The 15766-nt window shown below is 64.6% G+C and carries 19 protein-coding genes; 11 read left to right on the top strand and 8 right to left on the bottom strand.

Going from position 1 to position 15766, the window contains the following annotated elements:
- Positions 1 to 201: 201 nt before the first annotated feature.
- From H3H39_RS20280 to H3H39_RS20265, 4 genes are read right to left on the bottom strand one after another with little or no spacing between them, the layout of a single operon-like run.
- Entirely contained in the window at positions 202 to 1368 is a 1167-nt protein-coding gene (locus tag H3H39_RS20280) for an ABC transporter permease (protein ID WP_182155891.1), read from the bottom strand.
- A gap of 4 nt (positions 1369 to 1372) precedes the next feature.
- Positions 1373 to 2542: an ABC transporter permease gene (locus H3H39_RS20275; protein ID WP_182155889.1), complete on the bottom strand. Its 1170-nt coding sequence runs from the start codon at positions 2540 to 2542 to the stop codon at positions 1373 to 1375.
- A gap of 3 nt (positions 2543 to 2545) precedes the next feature.
- Positions 2546 to 3232, bottom strand: coding sequence for an ABC transporter ATP-binding protein (locus tag H3H39_RS20270; protein ID WP_182155887.1), 687 nt, complete (start codon positions 3230 to 3232; stop codon positions 2546 to 2548).
- Positions 3233 to 3235: 3 nt separating this feature from the next.
- On the bottom strand, positions 3236 to 4453 hold the full coding sequence (locus tag H3H39_RS20265) for an efflux RND transporter periplasmic adaptor subunit (RefSeq protein ID WP_182155885.1): 1218 nt from the start codon (positions 4451 to 4453) through the stop codon (positions 3236 to 3238).
- Between the two features lie 214 nt (positions 4454 to 4667).
- Here H3H39_RS20265 and H3H39_RS20260 point away from each other — a divergent pair, with 214 nt between their 5' ends.
- The 11 genes from H3H39_RS20260 to H3H39_RS20210 all read left to right on the top strand — a co-directional run bounded on the left by H3H39_RS20260 (position 4668) and on the right by H3H39_RS20210 (position 13102).
- Positions 4668 to 5453: a uracil-DNA glycosylase family protein gene (locus tag H3H39_RS20260; RefSeq protein ID WP_182155883.1), complete on the top strand. Its 786-nt coding sequence runs from the start codon at positions 4668 to 4670 to the stop codon at positions 5451 to 5453.
- Between the two features lie 105 nt (positions 5454 to 5558).
- Entirely contained in the window at positions 5559 to 6035 is a 477-nt protein-coding gene (gene iscR, locus H3H39_RS20255; RefSeq protein WP_182155881.1) for a Fe-S cluster assembly transcriptional regulator IscR, read from the top strand.
- A 53-nt stretch (positions 6036 to 6088) separates the two neighbouring features.
- A complete protein-coding gene (locus tag H3H39_RS20250; protein ID WP_182155879.1) occupies positions 6089 to 7345 on the top strand; it encodes an IscS subfamily cysteine desulfurase in 1257 nt (418 codons plus the stop codon).
- 42 nt (positions 7346 to 7387) lie between these two features.
- Positions 7388 to 7780, top strand: a complete 393-nt coding sequence (gene iscU / locus H3H39_RS20245; protein WP_182155877.1) for a Fe-S cluster assembly scaffold IscU — start codon at positions 7388 to 7390, stop codon at positions 7778 to 7780.
- Positions 7781 to 7832: 52 nt separating this feature from the next.
- A complete protein-coding gene (iscA, locus tag H3H39_RS20240) occupies positions 7833 to 8156 on the top strand; it encodes an iron-sulfur cluster assembly protein IscA (RefSeq protein ID WP_182155875.1) in 324 nt (107 codons plus the stop codon).
- Positions 8157 to 8229: 73 nt separating this feature from the next.
- Complete coding sequence (gene hscB, locus H3H39_RS20235; RefSeq protein ID WP_182155873.1) at positions 8230 to 8748, top strand: Fe-S protein assembly co-chaperone HscB; 519 nt, start codon at positions 8230 to 8232, stop codon at positions 8746 to 8748.
- Between the two features lie 122 nt (positions 8749 to 8870).
- Positions 8871 to 10751 carry a Fe-S protein assembly chaperone HscA gene (gene hscA, locus H3H39_RS20230; protein ID WP_182155871.1) on the top strand — a complete coding sequence of 627 codons (1881 nt, stop codon included), beginning with the start codon at positions 8871 to 8873 and terminating at the stop codon, positions 10749 to 10751.
- 64 nt (positions 10752 to 10815) lie between these two features.
- Positions 10816 to 11157, top strand: coding sequence for an ISC system 2Fe-2S type ferredoxin (fdx, locus tag H3H39_RS20225; RefSeq protein ID WP_182155870.1), 342 nt, complete (start codon positions 10816 to 10818; stop codon positions 11155 to 11157).
- Between the two features lie 13 nt (positions 11158 to 11170).
- Positions 11171 to 11365, top strand: coding sequence for a Fe-S cluster assembly protein IscX (gene iscX / locus H3H39_RS20220; RefSeq protein ID WP_182155868.1), 195 nt, complete (start codon positions 11171 to 11173; stop codon positions 11363 to 11365).
- Entirely contained in the window at positions 11352 to 12269 is a 918-nt protein-coding gene (locus H3H39_RS20215; protein ID WP_182155866.1) for a class I SAM-dependent methyltransferase, read from the top strand. The genes iscX and H3H39_RS20215 overlap by 14 nt, the downstream gene beginning before the upstream one ends.
- Before the next feature lie 89 nt (positions 12270 to 12358).
- The gene (locus tag H3H39_RS20210; protein ID WP_182155864.1) at positions 12359 to 13102 is read left to right on the top strand and encodes an rRNA pseudouridine synthase; all 744 of its coding nucleotides are present in this window, start codon (positions 12359 to 12361) and stop codon (positions 13100 to 13102) included.
- A 92-nt stretch (positions 13103 to 13194) separates the two neighbouring features.
- Here the strand turns inward: H3H39_RS20210 and H3H39_RS20205 are convergent, their stop codons facing one another.
- The 4 genes from H3H39_RS20205 to H3H39_RS20190 are packed head-to-tail and all read right to left on the bottom strand — an operon-like array spanning position 13195 to position 15548.
- Positions 13195 to 13728, bottom strand: a complete 534-nt coding sequence (locus H3H39_RS20205) for an RDD family protein (protein ID WP_182155863.1) — start codon at positions 13726 to 13728, stop codon at positions 13195 to 13197.
- On the bottom strand, positions 13718 to 14560 hold the full coding sequence (locus tag H3H39_RS20200) for a DUF3106 domain-containing protein (RefSeq protein WP_229218150.1): 843 nt from the start codon (positions 14558 to 14560) through the stop codon (positions 13718 to 13720). Before H3H39_RS20200 ends, H3H39_RS20205 begins: the two co-directional genes overlap by 11 nt.
- A gap of 2 nt (positions 14561 to 14562) precedes the next feature.
- Entirely contained in the window at positions 14563 to 14982 is a 420-nt protein-coding gene (locus H3H39_RS20195; RefSeq protein WP_182155861.1) for a DUF3619 family protein, read from the bottom strand.
- On the bottom strand, positions 14979 to 15548 hold the full coding sequence (locus tag H3H39_RS20190) for an RNA polymerase sigma factor (protein WP_182155859.1): 570 nt from the start codon (positions 15546 to 15548) through the stop codon (positions 14979 to 14981). Before H3H39_RS20190 ends, H3H39_RS20195 begins: the two co-directional genes overlap by 4 nt.
- Positions 15549 to 15766 lie beyond the last annotated feature (218 nt).

The following is a 15766-nucleotide window of genomic DNA, read 5'->3' as shown; positions in this document are numbered from 1 at the left end:
CCCTATCAGCGATCACCAGCCACCCACCAAGTCCGGTGACAACACCCCCCGGATCATGGACGACTGGGGGCAACAATCATGCCGAACTTGGCTGGCCAAAACCTTGAGGATCAAGGTCTGTATATAGTAACGGGGATCAGGGGGCGGCTGTCAGGGCGCAGCGGAGGGGCAGAGGGGGCGTAACGGCAGCGGCGGGGCCGTTCAGGCGGCTCGCAAGGCTTCCACGATGCGCATGCGGGCGGCGCGCACGGCGGGCAGGAAGCCGCCCACCATGCCCATGATGAGGGCGAACACCAGCGTCTTGACGACGATGGCGGCGCTGAGCTTGAAGCCGAACGCCAGCTCCGAGAAGGACTGGAAATTGGTGGTGGAGAAGGACAGGAACTGCATCAGCGAGGCCAACGCCAGCCCGGCCGCACCGCCCAGCAGGGCCAGCAGCATGGCTTCCGTCAGGAACGCGGCCAGGATGCTGCGGCGCTGGAAGCCCAGCGCGCGCAAGGTGCCGATCTCGCCCACCCGGTTGGCCACTGACGCGTACATGGTGATGGTGGCGCCTATCATGGCCCCGATCGAGAAGATCACCGACAGCGTCAACCCGAGGATGCTGATGAAGTTCGACAGCGCCTTCGACTGGTCGGCGTAGAACACCTGTTCGCGCTTGGCCTCCAGCGTCAGGCGCGGGTCGCCTTCGATGTCGCTCTTGAACGCGTCGAAGTTGTTGGTGTTGGCCAGTCGCAGCACCATGGCGGAATAGGCGTTGCGGCGGAACGCTTGCATCAGCTGGTCGGCGTCGCCCCAGATTTCGGAATCGAAGCCGCTGTTGCCGGCGTCGAACAGGCCCACCACGGTCCATTCGCGCTGGCCGAAGCGCAGCTTTTCGCCGATGCCGGCGCCGGCGAAGCGGCGCGCGATGCTGGCGCCGGCGATGATCTCGGAGGCGCCCGGATGGAACATGCGTCCGCTGGTCAGCCGCACCTGGGGCCGCAGTTGCAGCCCGCGCGGGTCCACGCCGCGGATGATGACGTTGGACGGCTTGTCCGAGTCGCGCTTGTTGAGCGAGATGAGCACCACCGTCTCCTTGGACAGCATGGCCTGGCCGTCCGGCCCCCGTGCAATGGCAGGGTGGCTGGCCGTGATGTTGGCCTGGGTGCGCTCGATGCCGCTCTGGATCTCGGTGTCGGCCGCGCGCCGGATCACCACCACGTTGTCGTACTCGCCGGTGGTCACCAGCGTACTGCGCAAGCCTTCGTCGAGCATCAGCACGGTGGCGAACACGAATACCACCAGCGCAAGGCCAGCCGCCGTCAGGCCGGTGGTCAGGCGGCGGGTCCACAGGTTGCGGGCGATGTAGGAGAGCGGGATTTTCATGGCGTCATCCGATGCTGCGCAAGCCTTCGACGATGTTGACGCGGCTGGCGCGGATGGTGGGGGCGATTCCCGCCACCACGCCGATCGCCAGCGCGGCCAGCACCTGTTGCAGTACGGTTTGCGCCGACACGTCGAACACGGGGAACATGGTGCCCATCTTGGCCGCGAAACCGGCCGCCACCGGGAACAGCAGGGCGATACCCAGCCCGGCGCCGCACAGGGCCAGCAGCAGCGATTCGCCGAAGATCATCAGCGCCAAAAAGCCGGGGCCGAAGCCGAGCGCCTTGAGCGTGGCGTATTCGCCCAGCCGCTCGCGCGCGCTCATGGCCATGGTGTTGGCCATCACGGCCATGATGATCAGGATCACCACGTAGGACACGACGCGGATCGCCACCACGATCGCTTCCGACATGGACACGAAGCCTAGCTGGAACGCCTTTTCCGTCTCCGTCAGCGTCTCGGCCAGCGAGTTGCGGAACTGGTTGTCGACGGCGGCCGAGATGGCGGCCGCGTTTTCCGGCTGGCCGATCTGCACCACATACACGCCGATCTGGTTGGCGCGGCGCGGCGATATTTTCTTGATCGTCTCGTTGATGTAATCCCAGTGGAAGAACATGGTGGAGGTGTTGGTGCCGCTCTGGCGGCCGTCGTAGATGCCGCGCACCACGAACTCCCACTGGCCGGGATAGATGGTGCCCCGGATGGGAATCACGTCGCCCACCTTGAAGCCATACTGGTCGGCCAGCTTGCGGCCTACGATGGCGCCCTTGCGGTCGCGCAGGAAGGCGGCGCGCTGCTCCTCGGGCAGCAGGTAGTCGGGATAGATGTCGAGGTAGCTCTGGCCGGAGATGGCGAATTGCGCGAAGAAGTTCTTTGGATCCTGGTACACGCCGCCGAACCAGTTGGCGTAGCCCACGGCCTTGACGCCTTCCACACCACGGATACGGGCCTGGTAGGACAGCGGCAGCGGGAATACCAGCGAAGTCTTGTTGCGGGTGACGAGCGTGGTGTTGGCCGCGCCTTCCGCGCCCGCATACCAGGCGTCGATCACCGTTTGCAGCAGCCCGAACGAGAGTGTGGCCACCACCAGCCCCAGCACCGTGAGTGCCGTGCGCAGCTTGTGGCGCAAGGCGTTCTTGGCGATCAGCTGCAGCGTGTAGAGCGGGGCCACCATGCGTCAGGCCACCCCTTCGGCCAGCAGCTCGCCTTTATCCAGGTGCACCATGCTGCGCGCGGCGGCGGCCGCGTTGGCGTCGTGGGTGACCATGATGATGGTCTTGCCCAGTTCCCGGTTCAGGCGCTGCAACAGGGCCAGTACTTCGGTGGCCGACGTCCGGTCCAGGTCACCGGTCGGTTCGTCGGCCACGATCAGGGCCGGGTCGGTGACGATGGCGCGGGCGATGGCCACCCGCTGCTGCTGGCCCCCCGACAGTTCGTTGGGCGTGTGGTCCATGCGGTCGGACAGGTTGACCATGGCCAGCGTCAGCTCCACCCGTTCGCGCCGCTCGCGCCGCGACAGGGGCGTGAGCAGCAGCGGCAGTTCCACGTTCTCGAACGCGGTCAGCACCGGCATCAGGTTATAGAACTGGAAGATGAAGCCGACATGGGCGGCGCGCCAGCGTGCCAGCGCGCTCTCGCTCATGCGGGCGATATCGAGGCCGTCCACCCGCAGCAGGCCGCTGTCCGGTTTATCGATGCCGGCGATCAGGTTGAGCAGCGTGCTCTTGCCGGAACCGGAGGGACCCATCAGGGCCGTGAAGTCGCCGGCCTGGATGGACAGGCTGATGTCGGTCAGCACCGGCACCACCTGGCCGCCGCGCCGGTAGGACTTGACCAGGTGTTCGATCTGGACGATAGGCGGCATGGCTTACTTCTTCGCCAGTGCGATGGCCTGGCCGTCGCGCAGGTTGGCGGCCGGGTTGAGCACCAGCTTGTCGCCGGGCTTGACGCCTTGCACGGCCACCAGTTCGCCCACCTTGGCGCCGGCCGTCACGGGCACCTGATGCACCTTGCCCGCGTCGGCCACGAACGCCACGGCTTTGCCGTCGCGGGTGGCGATGGCGCCCGGCTGCACCGCCACCACGGGCGCGCGCTCGGTGGCCGGCACCGGCTTGGACAGGAAGGCCACCTTGGCGCTCATGTCGGGCAGCACCCGGCTGTCGGGCGCGGCGAAGCGCACCTTGACCAGCAGCGTGGCCTTGCTGCGGTCCAGCGTGGGCACCATGCGCGACACGGTGCCTTCCAGGCGCAGCTCGGGGAAGGCGTCGAGCTGGATCTCGGCCGGCTGGTCGACCCGGATCTTGCTGATATTTGATTCGGACACGTCGGCCTCCACCTCCAGCGTGCTCATGTCGGCGATGGTGACCACGGCGCCCTTGCTGTCGGCGGCCGACGAGAACGGGGTGATGTTGTCGCCCACGTTGGCGCTCTTGGTCAGGATCACGCCGTCGAACGGGGCGCGGATCTGGGTCTGGTCCAGCGCCACCTGGGCCGACTGCGCGCCGGCCTTGGCGGCGGCGATGGCGGCCTGGTAGCCGGCGATGTTGGCGCGTGCCTTGTTCAGGCGGGCCTGGGCCGCGTCGTAGGTGGCGGTGGCGATGAATTTCTGCTGCAGCAGTTCGGCGCTGCGCTTGAAGGCGGCCTGCGCGTCCTGCAACTCGGCCTGGCCCTGGGCCAGGTTGGCCTGGGCCACCTGCACGTTGGCCTTGGCCTGGCCCAGCGTGGCGCTGACGTCGCGGTTTTCCAGCCGCGCCACCACTTCATCTTTTTTCACATGGCTGCCTTCCAGTACGCCCAGCCATTCCAGCCGTCCCGTGGCCTTGGAAGACAGGGCCGCCTTGCGCTGCGCCACCACGTAGCCGGTGGCGTTGAGCAGGGTGTAGTTCTGGGACGGGTAGGCCAGGGCCACCGTGACCGTCTCCACGTTGGCCGCGCCGCCCAGTTGGCGCGACACGACGGCCGCCGCGCCCACTACCACCACGGCCACCACCACCCAGCGCAGCCAGCGCCGGCGGGGGTGTGCGCCCGTTATCTGCGCCTGCGGGCCGCGTTCGATCTTGAGCTTGGAAATGTCAGGGTTTGCCACGGTTTGCCTCTGCGGTGGAATGGACGGTGCGACTGGCGTAAACAACATGACAATCTTGCTATATTGTCGCCGCGGGCGCAAGCGTGGTGACCTACGCGGGCGCAAGAGGTGAGCTTAAGACGTGAGCGCAAAATGTGAGCGTCAAGCGGTCGTCCGCGCGCTGCGTTACAATTTCGCCTTTCCCCTCCCGCGCCCGCATTGCGCCTGCATCGCCATGACCATCCCCGCACCCATCGCCGACGCGCTCGCGCGCGCCCACGCGTCCTGGCGGCCTATCCTGCGCAAAGGACTGGAAGCGATGATGGCGGCCGATCCGGCCTATTTGCCGGCGCTGGCCCAGGATCATTACCTGCCGACGGAGCAGCGCCTGTTCGCCGCCTTCGCGCTGCCGCTGGACCAGGTGCGCTATGTGTTGGTGGGCGAGGGGCCCTATCCGCGCGCCGAGAGCGCGACCGGGGTGTGCTTCATGGACGGCGCGGTCGGCAGCCTGTGGTCGGACGAGGCGGGCGGCGGCTTGTCCAAGCCCGTCAACAAGGCCACTTCGCTGCGCAATTTCATGAAGATGCTGCTGGTGGCCGACGGCCAACTGGCGCCCGACAACACGGCCGGTCCCGCGCTGGCGGCCGTGGCCGAGCGGGCCCGCCAGGGCGGCCATATCCAGACCCTGGCGCAGATGCAGGAAAAGTTGACTACTCAAGGATTTCTGCTGCTCAACGCGGCGCTGGTGTTCCGGCCCCATGTGGCGCCGGCGCGCGACGCCAAAGCATGGCTGCCGTTCTTCGAAACCGTGATGGCGGAACTGGCCCGGCTGGCCGAACCGGCGCCGGTAGTGGTGCTATGGGGAAAGATCGCTGAACAGTTGAATAAGTTGTCGGTGATGAAAGGTTTTCCACAGGTATGTTGCGAGCATCCCTACAACCTGAGTTTCATCGGCAACACGGCCATGCATGGCTTGTTCGGCCCCATGCGGCTGCTGGCGGCAGGACAAAGCCTCGCCTGACAAACTTACGCAAAGTTTGATATACTTGACTAAATCGATCAACTAATCAGGTTTTTTTTGGCTAGTTGAGTAGCGATATTCTAACCGAGTTGAACCGAGGTAGTGATGCGTCTGACCACAAAAGGCCGTTTTGCCGTGACTGCGATGATTGATTTGGCCATGCGCCAGGGCAAAGGCCCCGTCACGTTGTCGGGCATCAGCCAGCGCCAGGCCATCTCGCTGTCCTACCTGGAGCAGTTGTTCGGCAAGCTGCGCCGGCATGAAATCGTCGAGTCCATCCGCGGCCCCGGCGGCGGCTACAGCCTGGCGCGCCGGGCCGACAAGGTGACGGTGGCCGACATCATCATCGCCGTCGATGAGCCCTTGGACGCCACCCAGTGCGGCGGCAAGGAAAACTGCCATGGGGCCGACGCGGCCAGTGGCGCCCGTTGCATGACCCACGAACTGTGGGCCACGCTGAACGAGAAGATGGTCGACTACCTCGATTCCGTATCGCTGCAGGACTTGGTCGACCAGCAGAAACTGAAGAACGCCGAACAGAATGTGGTGGTGCTGCATCGCAACCACGCCGCGATGGGCTGAAGACCGCGCCGCGGTTAGCCTCAAAATAAGTTGTCACGCTTTGGAGTAACTAGATGAATGCCCCTGAAAAAAACGTCGCGCAGGTCCAGTTCCATACCGCCCCGCACTTCCCGATCTACATGGACTACTCGGCCACCACGCCGGTCGATCCGCGTGTTGCCGACCAGATGATTCCCTACCTGCGTGAGCAGTTCGGCAATCCCGCCTCGCGCAGCCACATGTACGGCTGGACAGCGGAAAAGGCGGTGGAAGAGGCGCGCGGCCACGTGGCGGCGCTGGTCAATGCCGACCCGCGTGAAATCATCTGGACCTCCGGCGCCACCGAGAGCAACAACCTGGCCCTGAAAGGCGCGGCGCAGTTCTACAAGACCAAGGGCAAGCACATCATCACCGTCAAGACCGAGCACAAATCGGTGCTGGACACGGTGCGCGAACTGGAACGCCAGGGCTTCGAGGCGACCTACCTGGACCCGCAGGACAACGGCCTGATCTCGATCGAACAGCTGACGGCGGCGATCCGCCCGGACACCATCCTGATCTCCGTCATGCTGGTCAATAACGAGATCGGCGTGGTCCAGCCTATCGACGAAATCGGCGCGCTGTGCCGCTCGAAAGGCATCATCTTCCACTGCGACGCCGCCCAGGCGACGGGCAAGGTGGTCATCGACCTGCAACAGACCAAGGTCGACCTGATGACCTTCACGGCCCACAAGACCTACGGCCCGAAAGGCGTGGGCGCGCTGTACGTGTGCCGCAAGCCGCGCGTGCGGCTGGAAGCGCAGATGCACGGCGGTGGCCATGAACGCGGCCTGCGTTCGGGCACCCTGCCTACCCACCAGATCGTGGGCATGGGCGAGGCATTCCGCCTGGCCAAGCTGGAGATGGACGAGGAGATCGTGCGCATCAAGGCGCTGCGCGACCGCCTGGCCGCCGGCCTGCAGGAAATCGAAGAGACTTACGTCAACGGCGACATGGCGCACCGCGTGCCGCACAACCTGAACGTGAGCTTCAACTACGTGGAAGGCGAATCGCTGATCATGGCCGTCAAGGACCTGGCCGTGTCGTCCGGTTCGGCCTGCACCTCGGCCAGCCTGGAACCGTCCTACGTGCTGCGCGCCCTGGGCCGCAGCGACGAACTGGCGCACAGCTCGATCCGCTTCACCATCGGCCGCTTCACCACCGAGGCCGACATCGACTTCGCCGTCGACCTGATGAAGTCCAAGGTCGGCAAGCTGCGCGAACTGTCGCCGCTGTGGGATATGTTCAAAGAGGGGATCGACATCAATTCGATCCAATGGGCGGCGCACTAAACGCACCGCGCGCACGAATTCAGACTATTTAGGAGCATCAAAATGGCTTACTCGGAAAAAGTGTTGGACCACTACGAAAACCCCCGCAACGTGGGCGCGTTCGAAAAAGGCGATGAAACCGTCGGCACCGGTATGGTGGGCGCACCGGCCTGCGGCGACGTGATGAAGCTGCAGATCAAGGTCGGCGCCGATGGCCTGATCGAAGATGCCAAGTTCAAGACCTATGGCTGCGGTTCGGCCATCGCGTCGAGCTCGCTGGTGACCGAATGGGTCAAGGGCAAGACGCTGGACCAGGCGCTGGCCATCAAGAACACCCAGATCGCGGAAGAACTGGCGCTGCCGCCGGTGAAGATTCACTGCTCCATCCTGGCGGAAGACGCCATCAAGGCCGCCGTGCTCGATTACCAGACCAAGCACCCGGTCGCAGCGGCTTAAACTTGTTTGACACCGGCATTGACGAACAGGTCGATGCCGGCAGGAGAAATGCATGGCAATCACACTGACCGAAAAAGCGGCAAAGCACATCAACCGTTACATCGAACGGCGCGGCAAGGGCGTGGGCCTGCGCTTTGGCGTGCGCACCACCGGCTGCTCGGGTTTGGCCTACAAGCTGGAATACGTGGACGAGGCGGCGCAGGAGGATCATGTGTTCGAATCGTTTGGCGTAAAAGTATTCGTCGATCCGAAAAGCCTGCCGTATATCGACGGCACGGAGCTCGATTTCGCGCGCGAGGGCTTGAACGAAGGCTTCAAGTTCAACAACCCGAAAGAGAAGGACGCGTGCGGCTGCGGCGAAAGCTTCCGCATCTGAGCCCCGCGTTCCTTGCGCCGCGGTCTTGCGATTGATACGGCAGCCGACGAATAGACCCGGATAGACCCCAGCCATGCAAAACCATTTCGAACTGTTCCACCTGCCGCAGCAATTCACGCTCGACCAGGGCGTGCTGGACGCCGCCTACCGCGACGTCCAGGGCCAGGTCCATCCCGACCGTTTCGTCAATGCCACCGATGCGGAGAAGCGCGTCGCCATGCAGTGGGCCACCCGCGCCAACGAAGCCTACCAGACCCTGAAGAATCCCCAGAAGCGCGCCCAGTACCTGTGCGAGCTCAATGGCGTGGATTTGCAGACGGAGTCCAACACGGCCATGCCGATGACCTTCCTGATGCAGCAGATGGAATGGCGCGAGGCGCTGGGCGAAGCCCGTGCCGGCAAGGACCTGGGCGCGCTGGAGGCGCTGGACCGTGAATTGCGCAACGACCGCAAGGGCCGCTTGCTCGACATCGCCGTGCACCTCGATGGCAACGATTTCCACGCCGCCGCGCAGGATATCCGCGCGCTGATGTTCATCGACAAGATGAAGCATGAGATCGACCTGGCGTTCCATCAGTTAGAGGACGCATAGGCGCGGGCAGGGCGGCGCCCGGCCCCGCGCCGGCGGCCCGTGGTGGCGTCCGGCGTACGACGGTGCCTGGCGACCATCTCAACGCATACTTTTAATCAGAGCCGCAAGGCATGAAACCATAAATGGCACTTCTGCAAATTTCTGAACCTGGCATGTCGACCGCACCGCACCAGCACCGGCTGGCGGTGGGTATCGACCTGGGCACCACCAATTCGCTGGTCGCCACCGTGCGCAACAGCATTCCCGAAGTGCTGAACGATGAAGACGGCCGCCCGCTGCTGCCGTCCGTGGTGCGCTACCTGCCCAACGGCCATGCCAACATCGGCTACAAGGCGCAGGCCGCGCAGACCACCGATCCCAAGAACACCATCGTCTCCGTCAAGCGTTTCATGGGCCGCGGGCTGCAGGACATCGCCTACGCGGAAAACCTGCCTTACGATTTCCAGGACACGCCCGGCATGGTGCAGCTGAAGACCATCGCCGGCATCAAGAGTCCGGTGGAGATCTCGGCCCAGATCCTGGCCACGCTGCGCCAGCGCGCCGAAGATTCGCTGGGCGACGACCTGGTGGGCGCCGTGATCACGGTCCCCGCTTACTTCGACGATGCCCAGCGCCAGGCCACCAAGGACGCGGCCCAGTTGGCCGGCCTGAACGTGCTGCGCCTGCTGAGCGAGCCGACGGCGGCCGCCATCGCCTACGGCCTCGATAACGGTTCCGAAGGCCTGTACGCCGTGTATGACCTGGGCGGCGGCACCTTCGACATCTCGATTCTCAAGCTGTCCAAGGGCGTGTTCGAAGTGCTGTCGACTGGCGGCGATTCGGCCCTGGGCGGCGACGATTTTGACCACCGCCTGTTCTGCTGGATCCATGAGCAGGAAAAGCTGGCGCCCCTGTCCGACGAGGACACGGCCGTGTTGATGGTCAAGGCGCGCGAAGCGAAGGAACTGCTGTCGACCAAGGATGAAGTGACGGTGGACGCGATACTGGGCTCGGGCGAGGAAGTCCACCTGCGCATCACGGCAGCCACTTTCCACGAGATCACCAGGCACCTGGTCGCCAAGACCATGAACGCGATCAAAAAGGCATTGCGCGACGCCGGCGTGGACGCCGACGACGTGGACGGCGTGGTCATGGTGGGCGGCGCCACGCGCATGCCCCACGTGCAGCGCATTGTGAGCGAATTCTTCCACACCATCCCGCACGCCAATATCGACCCGGACAAGGTGGTGGCGCTGGGCGCGGCCATCCAGGCCAATCTGCTGGCGGGTAACCGCGCGCCTGGCGACGACTGGCTGCTGCTGGACGTGATTCCGCTCTCGCTCGGCATCGAAACCATGGGTGGCCTGGTCGAGAAGATCATCCCCCGCAATTCCACCATCCCATGCGCGCGCGCGCAGGAGTTCACCACCTTCAAGGATGGCCAGACGGCGCTGGCCGTGCACGTGCTGCAGGGCGAGCGCGAACTGGTGTCGGACTGCCGTTCGCTGGCCCGCTTCGAACTGCGCGGCATTCCGCCCATGGTGGCGGGCGCGGCGCGCATCCGCATCACCTACCAGGTCGATGCCGATGGTCTGCTGTCGGTGTCGGCGCGCGAACTGCGCTCGGGTGTGGAAGCGGCGATCACCGTCAAGCCGGCCTATGGCCTGGGTGACGACGACGTGGCGCGCATGCTGCAGGATTCCTACACGTCGGCCGACGTCGACATGGTGGCGCGCGCCTTGCGCGAGGAGCAGGTGGAGGCCGAGCGCATCCTCCTGGCCACCCAGTCCGCGCTGGACGAAGACGGCAACCTGCTGGACGGCGCAGAACGCGCCGCCGTGGACGCGCTGATGCAGCAAGTGCGCGACGCCATCGCGCAATCGTCGGCCGGTACGCTGGACCACAGCGGCGTGAAAGCGGCCGTCGAGGCGCTGGCCAACGGCACCGAGGAATTCGCATCGCGCCGCATGGACCGCAGCGTGCGCAGCGCCCTGGCCGGCAAGTCGCTGGACCAGGTAGTGTAATCACCATACTCCGCCGCCCGCCCATGCGGGCCGGCGGACCGAATTGAACAGATAGAGGTAACAAGTGCCACAAATCGTCATCCTGCCACACGCCAAACTGTGCCCTGACGGCGCCGTGATCGAAGCGCCCGCCGGCAAGTCCGTGTGCGACATCCTGCTCGAAAATGACATCCACATCGAGCACGCCTGCGAGAAATCCTGCGCCTGCACCACCTGCCACGTGCTGGTGCGTGAAGGCTTCGATTCGCTCAACGAGGCGACCGAGACGGAAGAAGACATGCTGGACAAGGCCTGGGGCCTGGAAGCGTCGTCGCGCCTGTCGTGCCAGGCCATCGTGGCCGAGGAAGACCTGGTTATCGAAATCCCCAAGTACACCATCAACCATGCCAGCGAGGGCGGTCATTAAGACCGGGGGCGATATGAAATGGACTGACATCAGCACCATCGCGGAAGCGCTGTACGACAAGTACCCGGACATCGACCCGGCCACCATACGCTTCGTCGATTTGCATAACTGGGTAGTGGACCTGGAAGGCTTCGACGACGACCACACCCGTGGCGGCGAGAAGATCCTGGAAGCGATTCAATCGGCGTGGATCGATGAAGCGCGCTGATAACCGGGCGGCCAAGTCCGTGCCGCTGGCCGCCACCACCAGCACCGCCACCATGCCGGAAATCCGCGACGGCCAGTCCGTCGCGCTGCTGCAGGAACTACACATCCTCACCCGCGACGGCAAGTTGAACCAGGACAGCCGGCGCAAGCTCAAGCAGGTCTATCACCTGTACCAGTTCATCGAGCCGCTGCTCAAGGAACTGCAGGCCGAGCGGGGCGAGGGCGGTCCCGGCATTTCGCTGGTCGATCATGGCGCCGGTAAGTCCTACCTGGGCTTCATCCTGTACGACCTGTTCTTCAAGGGCTTGCAGGACGACTCGCACATCTACGGCATCGAAACGCGCGAAGAGCTGGTGGCCCGTTCGCAGGAACTGGCGAAGAAATTCAACTTCCCCGGCATGTCCTTCCTGCCGCTGTCGGTGGCCGAATCGACTGAATCGAAGCTGCTGCCGGAACAGATCGACGTCGTCACCGCGCTCCACGCCTGCAACACGGCGACCGATGACGCGATCCACTTCGCGCTGAAGAAGAAGGCCAAATATATGGTGCTGGTGCCGTGCTGCCAGGCCGAAGTGGCGTCCGTGCTGAAGAAGAACAAGGGCAAGGCGCTGGCCAAGAGCGCGCTGACGGAAATCTGGCGCCATCCGATTCACACCCGTGAATTCGGCAGCCAGATCACCAACGTGCTGCGCTGCCTGCAACTGGAAGCGCACGGCTACCACGTCAACGTGACGGAGCTGGTGGGCTGGGAGCATTCGATGAAGAATGAACTGATCATCGCCACCTACAAGAACCTGCCGCGCAACCGTCCCACCGAGCGCTTGCAGGAAGTGCTGGAAACGCTGGGACTGGAAGAGATGGGCAGCCGCTTCTTCACCGAACAGGTGGCCCGGGCCAACGCCTGATCCGGTAGCGCACACCGCCCGCCGTTGTTGCCCGCCACCCGCCAGGGCTGGCGGGTACAATGGGTATTTCCCCCGATTTGATTGAAGCAATGACCGATACCAGCAAAGACAACTCCATCCGTCTCGCCAAGCGCGTGGCCGAAATGCGCGCCTGTTCGCGGCGCGAGGCCGAACAATACATCGAAGGCGGCTGGGTCAGCGTGGATGGCGAGGTGGTCGAGGAACCGGGCGCGCGCGCGGCGCCGGAGCAGACGGTCGTCATCTCACCGGATGCGACGCTGCTGGAACTGGTGCCGGTCACGCTGCTGCTGCACAAGCCGGCCGGCATCAACGCCGGCGTGGGCCAGCAAGGCGTGCCCGCGCTCACCTGCCTGCGTGCCGACACGCTGACGGCCGATGCCCGCGGCCAGCGTTTCCTCAAGCGCCACCTGGCGGGACTGACGCTGACCAATCCGCTGGAAACCATGGCCAGCGGCTTGCTGGTGTTCACGCAAGACTTCCGTGTGGCCCGCAAGCTGGTGGACGACGCGGCCCGCATGGAGCAGGAACTGATCGTGGAAGTGGCGGGGCAGATTGCGGAAGATGGCCTGGCGAAGCTGAACCACGGCCTCACCTTCAACGGCAAGCCGTTGCCGCCGATCAAGGTCAGCTGGCAGAACGAAAAGCGCTTGCGCTTCGCGCTCAAGGGTGTGCAGCCGGGCCAGATCGAGCACATGTGCAAGCAGGTCGGATTGAGCGTGGTGGCGATCAAGCGCATCCGCATCGGCCGCATCGCCATGGCCGGCTTGCCGGTGGGCGAATGGCGCTATCTGCAGCCGTACGAACGGTTCTAAAAAAGCGGGGTCAGTTCCGGCACCGTGCCACCAATTTGGCAGGTTGCCGGAACTGACCCCCGTTTTTTGCTCGTTGCGGTGTAAGGTCGCCCTCAGGCGGCCTTTTTCTTTTTCTCGGGCTTGGGCAGTTGCACCAGGCGGGTGCCCGTCAGGCGGTCGTGCAGGAACTGGCGGTCCTTGTCGAACAAGGCCGTGGCCGACCAGGCCAGGATGCCGGCGCCCAGTACAGCGATCGCCTGCCAGTGTTCCAGTCCCAGCGCGTAGTCCAGCAGTGCGGCCGGCACGATCCACAGCCAGGCCAGCAGGTAGCGCACGGCGGCCGCTTGCAGCGGGACGTGCTCGCGGCCCGGCATCACCAGCTTGATGCGCCAGGTGCGCATGGCCAGGGTCTGGCCTTCACGGCTCCATTGATGGATGAAGTAGGCGCCCAGCACGAGGAAGGCCAGCGCCTGCCGCATGTGTTCGATCACCTTGGCGTGGCTGGCCTGGGTGGCGATCTCGAACACGAGGAACGGCAGGAACAGCACGGCCAGGCCGAGCAGGGTTTCATATACCATCGAGATCAGGCGGCGCGCCACGGTAGGCACGGGCTGGCTGCTGGCAGCCGGGGTGGGACTATTTGACATTCGTTGGGGCGGGTGTGCTGGCCGGCGGGGCGGCCGGGGTGGTGCTGCTGGACGATGGGGCTACCGCGGGCGCAGCCGCAGCCGCCGGGGCGGAAACGGCCGGCATGGCGGCGGCAGGCGCGCCGGTGGCGGGCGCCGTAGCGCCAGGCGCGGCGGCCGGTGCCGCCGGTACCGCTGGCGTGGTTGGTGTGGCCGTGATCGGCGCGATCGATGGCGGCGGCGTCACATTCTTCTTGATCGGCGCCACCGTCTTCATCTTGCTCTGTTCCAGCGTCGGCAGGTTGGCCACCTGCTTTTTCTGGGCGGCCGCCTCGGCCAGCTGTTTCTTCTGTTCGTCCGGCAGCTGTTGATATTCTTCCCACTGGGCCGATTTATGGCCGGGGCCGATTTTCTGGGCGCGGGCGAAGTTTTCACGGACCTGGCGCCGCTGTTCCGGCGTCATGCGCACCCATTCATTCATGCGATCGCGCACGCGGGCCTGCTCGTCTTCCGTCATGGACGAATAGCGGTTGGCGATCTTCAGCCATTTTTGCTTGCGCAAGCCTTCCATCTGGTCCCATTCCACTTGCAGGGGGAGCAGGGCTTGTCGTTGCAGGTCAGTCAGATCCTTCCACAGGGGCTTGTCCAGTGCCTTGGGCGCGGCGCCATGCTGCTTGCCGCCAGCGCCGGGCTTGCCGGTAGCGGTGGCACTGGTTGCGGCAGCCGTGTGGGCGCTGGCCACCGGCGCCGCCGGTGGCGGGCGTGTGCCGACCCAGACCGTGCCGGCTAGCGCCGCCAGTACGCCCGCCGCCACCGCCATGCCCAGTTTTGCCTGACTGCTGAAACCCGTCATGCTTATTGCTCGCTTTGGGCGAGGTAGGCGTTAAAGCCGTGGTCCAGGTAGGCCGACAGGGGCAATTCATCCGACAGCACGGCCGCGTCCAGCTCGGCCAGTTCGGCGATGCGCTGCTGCTGTTCGTATTGGTAGATGCCGATCAGGCCCGTCACCAGCACCAGCAGGGGGATCACCATGCTGGCCCGGCCCAGCCACGAGAACGGCTGGGCGAAGTAGCCGCCCAGGCCGCGCGCGCCGCCGGCGGTCGCCGTGGCCAGCGCCGCCTGCTTCACGCGCAACGGGGCATCGGCCTTCTTGCGGGCCAGGGCCGCCTTGCGGGCTTGCGCCAGCCGGTCGGTGGTCGATGCCGGCAACTCGTCGAGCCGCTCGTTGAGCTTGTGCCGCACCTTGTATGCGAAATTGAGGTCTTCGGTGTTCATAGTTTTATTCCCTTGGCCTGCAGTGCCTCGGCGAGTGTGTGGGTTGCTCGTGAGCAATGCGTTTTGACGCTCCCCTCGGAACAACCCATCGCTTCGGCCGTTTCGGCCACGTCCATATCTTGCCAGTAACGCATGAGGAAGGCTTCCCGTTGACGCGCGGGCAGTTTTTGTACCTCATTTTCAATCAAGGCCAGCATTTGCTGGCGTTCGACCTGGTCGGCGCTGGACTCGGCGGCCGCGGTGCCCTGTTCGGCTTCGTAGGATTCCAGTATATCAAAGTCCTCATGCTCGTCGCCCGAGGGGCCCAGGCCGGAGAACAGGCTGACCCAGGTGTTGCGGACTTTTTCTCGGCGGAAATAATCGAGGATGGTGGTCTGCAGGATGCGCTGGAACAGCATGGGCAGCTCGGCGGCCGGCTTGTCGCCGTATTTCTCGGCGAGCTTGATCATCGCGTCCTGCACGATATCCAGGGCCGATTCGTCCTTGCGTACCGCATAGACGGCTTGTTTAAAGGCGCGCCGCTCGACGTTTTCTAGAAAGTCGGATAATTCTTTGTCTGTTGCCATGCGTCGTGGAGCGTTTGGCCGGGGATGCCGGCATCTGGGGCGCGAGGGCCGGGAGTGGTGCGTGTGACGTATTGTAACGTTTCGTAAACTGAGCGCATGCTAGCAAAAATTGACCATTTCTGCATGGTTTTCGCATGCCGGCGCACCAGAATGGCGCTTTGCGCATGATTTCGCTTGCTCAAACGGCCGTGCTGGTGTTACCGTATGGGAGCTTTGAA

It is taken from the genome of Rugamonas apoptosis (assembly GCF_014042355.1).
GTDB classification, from domain to species: domain Bacteria; phylum Pseudomonadota; class Gammaproteobacteria; order Burkholderiales; family Burkholderiaceae_D; genus Rugamonas; species Rugamonas apoptosis.
Note: the sequence above shows the minus strand (reverse complement) of the source record. Positions and strands in the feature narration are given on the sequence as shown.

Coding starts and splice junctions, on each gene's coding strand:
- H3H39_RS20250 (WP_182155879.1), top strand. CDS start 6,089: ATGAATGCCCCTGAAAAAAACGTCGCGCAGGTCCAGTTCCATACCGCC.
- H3H39_RS20205 (WP_182155863.1), bottom strand. CDS start 13,728: ATGTCAAATAGTCCCACCCCGGCTGCCAGCAGCCAGCCCGTGCCTACC.
- H3H39_RS20190 (WP_182155859.1), bottom strand. CDS start 15,548: ATGGCAACAGACAAAGAATTATCCGACTTTCTAGAAAACGTCGAGCGG.
- hscA (WP_182155871.1), top strand. CDS start 8,871: ATGGCACTTCTGCAAATTTCTGAACCTGGCATGTCGACCGCACCGCAC.
- H3H39_RS20200 (WP_229218150.1), bottom strand. CDS start 14,560: ATGACGGGTTTCAGCAGTCAGGCAAAACTGGGCATGGCGGTGGCGGCG.
- H3H39_RS20210 (WP_182155864.1), top strand. CDS start 12,359: ATGACCGATACCAGCAAAGACAACTCCATCCGTCTCGCCAAGCGCGTG.
- H3H39_RS20275 (WP_182155889.1), bottom strand. CDS start 2,542: ATGGTGGCCCCGCTCTACACGCTGCAGCTGATCGCCAAGAACGCCTTG.
- iscA (WP_182155875.1), top strand. CDS start 7,833: ATGGCAATCACACTGACCGAAAAAGCGGCAAAGCACATCAACCGTTAC.
- H3H39_RS20215 (WP_182155866.1), top strand. CDS start 11,352: ATGAAGCGCGCTGATAACCGGGCGGCCAAGTCCGTGCCGCTGGCCGCC.
- iscR (WP_182155881.1), top strand. CDS start 5,559: ATGCGTCTGACCACAAAAGGCCGTTTTGCCGTGACTGCGATGATTGAT.
- iscX (WP_182155868.1), top strand. CDS start 11,171: ATGAAATGGACTGACATCAGCACCATCGCGGAAGCGCTGTACGACAAG.
- H3H39_RS20260 (WP_182155883.1), top strand. CDS start 4,668: ATGACCATCCCCGCACCCATCGCCGACGCGCTCGCGCGCGCCCACGCG.
- H3H39_RS20195 (WP_182155861.1), bottom strand. CDS start 14,982: ATGAACACCGAAGACCTCAATTTCGCATACAAGGTGCGGCACAAGCTC.
- hscB (WP_182155873.1), top strand. CDS start 8,230: ATGCAAAACCATTTCGAACTGTTCCACCTGCCGCAGCAATTCACGCTC.
- H3H39_RS20280 (WP_182155891.1), bottom strand. CDS start 1,368: ATGAAAATCCCGCTCTCCTACATCGCCCGCAACCTGTGGACCCGCCGC.
- iscU (WP_182155877.1), top strand. CDS start 7,388: ATGGCTTACTCGGAAAAAGTGTTGGACCACTACGAAAACCCCCGCAAC.
- H3H39_RS20270 (WP_182155887.1), bottom strand. CDS start 3,232: ATGCCGCCTATCGTCCAGATCGAACACCTGGTCAAGTCCTACCGGCGC.